Source organism: Aquibium sp. A9E412 (assembly GCF_030398335.1).
Lineage (GTDB): Bacteria > Pseudomonadota > Alphaproteobacteria > Rhizobiales > Rhizobiaceae > A9E412.
Window position 1 is genome coordinate 1 of sequence record NZ_JAOAOP010000118.1, and the last position, 5,350, is coordinate 5,350.

Annotated in this window: 6 protein-coding genes; 4 read left to right on the plus strand and 2 right to left on the minus strand. The window is 69.1% G+C overall.

Annotation, left to right across the window (positions count from 1 at the left end; all coding sequences use genetic code 11):
- The first annotated feature begins 60 nt into the window (after positions 1-60).
- Genes N1F89_RS20275 through N1F89_RS20285 form a run of 3 tightly spaced genes read left to right on the plus strand, consistent with a single transcriptional unit; the run spans position 61 to position 2,211 of the window.
- On the plus strand, positions 61-681 hold the full coding sequence (locus N1F89_RS20275; RefSeq protein ID WP_290086288.1) for a TRAP transporter small permease subunit: 621 nt from the start codon (positions 61-63) through the stop codon (positions 679-681).
- Positions 678-2,030: a TRAP transporter large permease subunit gene (locus N1F89_RS20280; protein ID WP_290086289.1), complete on the plus strand. Its 1,353-nt coding sequence runs from the start codon at positions 678-680 to the stop codon at positions 2,028-2,030. The genes N1F89_RS20275 and N1F89_RS20280 overlap by 4 nt, the downstream gene beginning before the upstream one ends.
- A gap of 10 nt (positions 2,031-2,040) precedes the next feature.
- Positions 2,041-2,211, plus strand: coding sequence for a hypothetical protein (locus tag N1F89_RS20285; RefSeq protein ID WP_290086290.1), 171 nt, complete (start codon positions 2,041-2,043; stop codon positions 2,209-2,211).
- Between the two features lie 43 nt (positions 2,212-2,254).
- On the opposite strand, the gene N1F89_RS20290 is transcribed toward N1F89_RS20285, so the two are convergent.
- A complete protein-coding gene (locus N1F89_RS20290) occupies positions 2,255-2,893 on the minus strand; it encodes a LysE family translocator (RefSeq protein WP_290086291.1) in 639 nt (212 codons plus the stop codon).
- Between the two features lie 74 nt (positions 2,894-2,967).
- Positions 2,968-3,861, minus strand: a complete 894-nt coding sequence (locus tag N1F89_RS20295) for a hypothetical protein (RefSeq protein ID WP_290086292.1) — start codon at positions 3,859-3,861, stop codon at positions 2,968-2,970.
- A 173-nt stretch (positions 3,862-4,034) separates the two neighbouring features.
- Between N1F89_RS20295 and N1F89_RS20300 the strand changes: the two genes are divergently transcribed.
- Positions 4,035-5,249: an argininosuccinate synthase gene (locus N1F89_RS20300; RefSeq protein ID WP_290086293.1), complete on the plus strand. Its 1,215-nt coding sequence runs from the start codon at positions 4,035-4,037 to the stop codon at positions 5,247-5,249.
- The last annotated feature ends 101 nt before the right edge of the window (positions 5,250-5,350 follow it).

A 5,350-nucleotide genomic window follows, 5' to 3' on the forward strand; every position in this document is an offset into this window, starting at 1 on the left:
GCCCGACGGCCCCGCCGCACTTCCCTGCCGCCGGGATGCGGCGGAGCGAACGGAGCGACGATGGAAAGCTACATCCGGTTCGCCGACAACCTGTCGGCCTGGTTCGGCAAGGTGTTCGCCTGGAGCGTGATCGTGATGGCCTTCGGCGTCGGCTACGAGGTCTTCATGCGCTACCTGCTCAACGCGCCGACGGCCTGGGCCTTCGACCTCGCCTACATGATGTACGGCACCATGTTCATGATGGCCGGCGCCTACACGCTGTCGCGCGACGGCCATGTGCGCGGCGACTTCGTCTACCGGCTTTGGAAGCCGGCGACCCAGGCCAAGGTCGAGCTCGTCCTCTACGTCCTGTTCTTCTTCCCCGGCGTCCTGGCGCTGGTGTTCGCCGGCTGGAAATACGCCAGTCGCTCGTGGCGCTACCTCGAGGTGTCGAGCATGAGCCCTGCCAACATTCCCATCTTCCAGTTCAAGAGCGTCATCGTCGCCGCCGGCATGCTGCTCGTCATCCAGGGCGTCGCCCAGGTCTTCCGCTGCATCATCACCATCCGCACCGGCACCTGGCCGCCGCGCGGCGACGACGTCGAGGAGCTCGAATCGGTGCTGCAGAAGGAGGGCGCCGACGCGCTGCGGCACGGCTCAGAGGCGATCGACGTGGTCGAGCCGCGGGATCGCCGGCAATGAGCGATCCGCACGTCGCCATTCTCATGCTGGGCCTGTTCATCTTCGTGATCATGCTCGGCTTCCCGATCGCCTTCACCCTCATGGCGATGGCCATCGGCTTCGGCTACTACGCTTACTACGACGCGGAGCGGATGCGGACGCTGTTCGACAACCGCATCTTCGACCTGTTCGTCAACCAGACCTACTCGGTGATGGCGAACGACGTGCTGACGGCGATCCCGCTGTTCCTGTTCATGGGCTACATCGTCGAACGCGCCAACATCGTCGACCGCCTGTTCGAGACGCTGAGCATCGCCACACGGCGGCTGCCCGGCTCGATGGCGATCGCCGCGCTGATCACCTGCGCGCTGTTCGCCACGGCGACCGGCATCGTCGGCGCGGTCGTCACGCTGATGGGCCTGCTCGCCTTTCCCGCCATGCTCAAGGCGCGCTACGACGAGCGCTTCGCCTCGGGCGTGATCTGCGCCGGCGGCACGCTCGGCATCCTGATCCCGCCGTCGATCATGCTGATCGTCTATGCCGCCGCCTCCGGCGTGTCGATCGTGCGGCTCTATGCCGGCGCGCTGCTGCCCGGCTTCCTGCTCGCCGGCATGTACCTGATCTACATCGTCGGCCGCGCGACGCTGCAGCCGCAGCTCGCGCCGCGGCCGCCGAAGAGCGACGACCCGATCCCGGTCGGCCGGCTGATGCTGCTGCTGCTCACCTCCTTCTTCCCGCTCGCCATCCTCATCCTGTCGGTGCTCGGCGCCATCCTGTTCGGGCTCGCCACGCCGTCCGAGGCGGCGGCGATCGGCGCCCTCGGCGGCCTGCTTCTGGCCGCCGCCTACCGCGCACTCACCTGGCAGCGGCTGCGCGAATCCGTCTATCTGACGGTGCGCACCACGGCGATGGTGTGCTGGCTGTTCGTCGGCTCGTGGACCTTCGCCTCGGTGTTCTCCTATCTCGGCGGCGAGGAGGTGGTGCGCGAGTTCGTCGTCGGGCTCGACCTGACGCCGCTGCAGTTCCTGCTGCTGGCGCAGCTCATCATCTTCCTGCTCGGCTGGCCGCTCGAATGGTCGGAGATCATCATCATCTTCGTGCCGATCTTCCTGCCGCTGCTGGCGATCTTCGACATCGACCCGCTGTTCTTCGGCATCCTGATCGCGCTCAACCTGCAGACCTCGTTCCTGACACCGCCGATGGCCATGTCGGCCTACTATCTCAAGGGCATCGCGCCGCCGCATGTGCGGCTGACGCAGATCTTCGCCGGCTCGCTGCCCTATGTCTTCATGGTGTTCATCACCATGGCGACGCTCTACATCTTTCCCGAGATCGTCAGCGCGCTGCCCAAGCTGTTCTACGGTCGCTGAGGAGGAGACGATGCTGCAGAACCGGCTTTTCGGGCTTCTCGCCTACGCGCTGTTCGCCACGTTCCTCGGCATCATCGCCTTCAAGGTGATGATCCCCGACCTGTTCGTCGCCTGCCTTGTCGGCCTGCTGCTGGCCGGCTTCGATCTGTGGACGCAGCTCTTTCCGCGCGGCCGGCGGTAGGGCGCCTTGCCGGCGCAGCGCAAGCGCCCGGCGCGCGGCCGTCTCAGCTCCGCGCTGTCAGGATCCGGATCGCGAAGGCGGAGAACACGCCGGCGAACAAATAGTCGACCGCGCGCATGACGCGCGGCGCGCGGCGCAAGAGCCGCGAGAAACCGTCGGCCGCCAGCACCATGCTCGAGGTGATCGGCAGCGCCAGCGCGATGAACAGCAGCCCGAGGAAGAACAGCGTCGCCGGCGCGCCGGGATCGCTCGCCGATACGAACTGCGGCAGGAACGTCATGAAGAACAGGATGATCTTCGGGTTGAGCAGGTTGATGCCGAGCCCCGTCGCCCAGTTGCGCACCAGCGAGCGGCCGCCGTCGCCGGCGCGCTCCGGCGTGAAGGCGGAGCCGTGGCGGATCGCCTGCACGGCGAGCCACACCAGATAGCCCGCGCCGAACACCTTGAGCGCCAGGAAGGCCTGCGGCGAGGCGACGATCAGCGCCGACAGGCCGAGCGCCACCATGCTGGTGTGCACCAGGATGCCGGTCATCGCGCCGAGCATGCAGGCAAAGCCCGCCGCGCGGCCCTGCGACAGGGCGCGGCCGACGAACAGCGTCATGTCGGGGCCCGGCGTGATGCTGATGACCAGCGTGGCGGCGGCGAACTGCAGGATGGTGGCGGTACCGGGAAGGAAGTCCATGCGGCGCTCGTCGGTGGTTGCGGGCCGCAGCTATAGCACGCCGTGCCCGGCCGCGACGAGCGCGCCGCCGCGGCTCAGTCCGCCGCCATCTCGTCGTGGTCCTCGTCGGGCGCGTAGGCCGCGCCGGACCAGTGCCAGCGCTGCGTCTCGGGCGGGCCGCGCTCGGCCATCATCACGATGTCGGGAAGCCCGCTGCCCGAGGGCGCCGGGTCGAGGTAGAGCGCGCCGCCCTCGCTCTCCAGCACCACGCGCCAGGCGGCCGGATCCCCGGCCTGCGCGTCGGTCGCATGAAAGGCGGCGATGCTGCAGCCGGTCTCGCCATAGTACCAGGACGAGCCGCACAGCTCGACGAACAGCAGCCGCTCGGCGCCGGCGTGATGCATGGCCGCCGCGATGCGCGGCTGGCCGTTGGTGGCGGCGCGGAAGGCGCGCATGTCCTCGGCGCGCAGCGTGCGCGCGAGGTTGAGATAGGAGGAGTAGGGCGTGAAGACGAGACGGTTGTAGCCCGGCAGGACGCGCGGCGTGCAGCGCTCCTCGACGGCGGTGATCGCGCGCCGCGAGCCGCGCAGCGAGAAGACCGCCAGCGGCTCGCTCTCCGGCGCCAGCTCGACGGCCAGGCGCAGCCCCGCCTTGAGCGGCTCCAGCGCGGCGTGCGGCACGGCGATGTCGAGGCCGCCTCCGGCCGCCGCGGACCGTGCCGGCTGCCGGTTGCCGTCGATCGCGAGCGTTGCCTGGCCGGCCGCCGGCAGCGCCGGCGCGCCGGGCGCCACCGACAGCGCCAGCGTCCAGTCCTGCGCCGCGCAGGAAAGCCGTGCGGTCAGCCCCTCGCGGCCGGCCTCGGCCTGCGGCAGCACGGCGACGGCCTCCGCCTCGCTCGCCGCCCAGCGCTCGGCCGGAAGGGCGGCCTGCGGCGCGACGATGGCGGCCGACAACAAGACGACAAGGCTCGCAGCCCGGATGCCTGGCACGCCTGCCCTCCCTTCGCCCGCCCGTCGCGCGGGCCTTGTCAGAATCAGCGCATAGTGTATTGCAACCGCCGCATGCGGCAAGCGGCGGCGGCGGCGACGCCGCTTGCCACCCGCCGTCCCGCCATCCTATAAGCCGCCGGTCTCGCCGCCGTCGCAGTCGCCAAGGGGGAACCATGCCCGACGTCAACAAGGTCGTGCTCGCCTATTCCGGCGGGCTGGACACCTCGATCATCCTGAAATGGCTGCAGACGGAGCTCGGCGCCGAGGTCGTCACCTTCACGGCCGATCTCGGCCAGGGCGACGAGCTCGAGCCGGCGCGCAAGAAGGCCGAGATGCTCGGCATCAAGGAGATCTACATCGAGGACCTGCGCGAGGAGTTCGTGCGCGACTTCGTGTTCCCGATGTTCCGCGCCAACGCGCTCTACGAGGGGGTCTACCTGCTCGGCACCTCGATCGCCCGGCCGCTGATCTCCAAGCGGCTGGTCGAGATCGCCGCGGAGACCGGCGCCGACGCGGTCGCCCACGGCGCCACCGGCAAGGGCAACGACCAGGTGCGCTTCGAGCTGTCGGCCTATGCGCTCAACCCCGACATCAAGGTGATCGCGCCGTGGCGCGACTGGACCTTCAAGTCGCGCACCGACCTCATCAACTTCGCCCGCGACCACCAGATCCCGGTGCCCAAGGACAAGCAGGGCGAGGCGCCGTTCTCGGTCGACGCCAACCTGCTGCACTCCTCCTCCGAGGGCAAGGTGCTCGAGGATCCGTGGATCGCGCCGCCGGAATACGTGCACCAGCGCAGCGTCTCGCCGTTCGACGCGCCGGACCGGCCGACCGAGATCACGATCGCCTTCGAGCGCGGCGATGCCGTGGCGCTCGACGGCAAGCCGATGTCGCCGGCCAGCCTGCTCGCCGCGCTCAACGATCTCGGCCGCGACAACGGCATCGGCCGCCTCGACCTGGTGGAGAACCGCTTCGTCGGCATGAAGTCGCGCGGCGTCTACGAGACGCCGGGCGGCACCATCCTGCTGGCCGCCCACCGGGCGATCGAATCGCTGACGCTCGACCGCGGCGCCGCGCATCTCAAGGACGAGCTGATGCCGCGCTACGCCGAGCTGATCTACAACGGCTTCTGGTTCTCGCCCGAGCGCGAGATGCTGCAGGCGGCGATCGACCACTCGCAGCGCAGCGTCGAGGGCGAGGTGCGGCTGACCCTGTACAAGGGCAACGTCATCGTCACCGGCCGCAAGTCGGACACGTCGCTCTATTCCGACGCGCTGGTCACCTTCGAGGACGACCACGGCGCCTACGACCAGAAGGACGCGGCCGGCTTCATCCGCCTCAACGCGCTGCGCCTGCGCACGCTGGCGGCCCGCGAGCGGAACGGCTAGCGCCGATCTGCGTTTCACGGAATCGCAGATCGGCTCTAACGCATTGTTTTCACGCGTTTCCGAACGGCGAACCGGTTTCCACTTCGCCTGGAAACGCTATA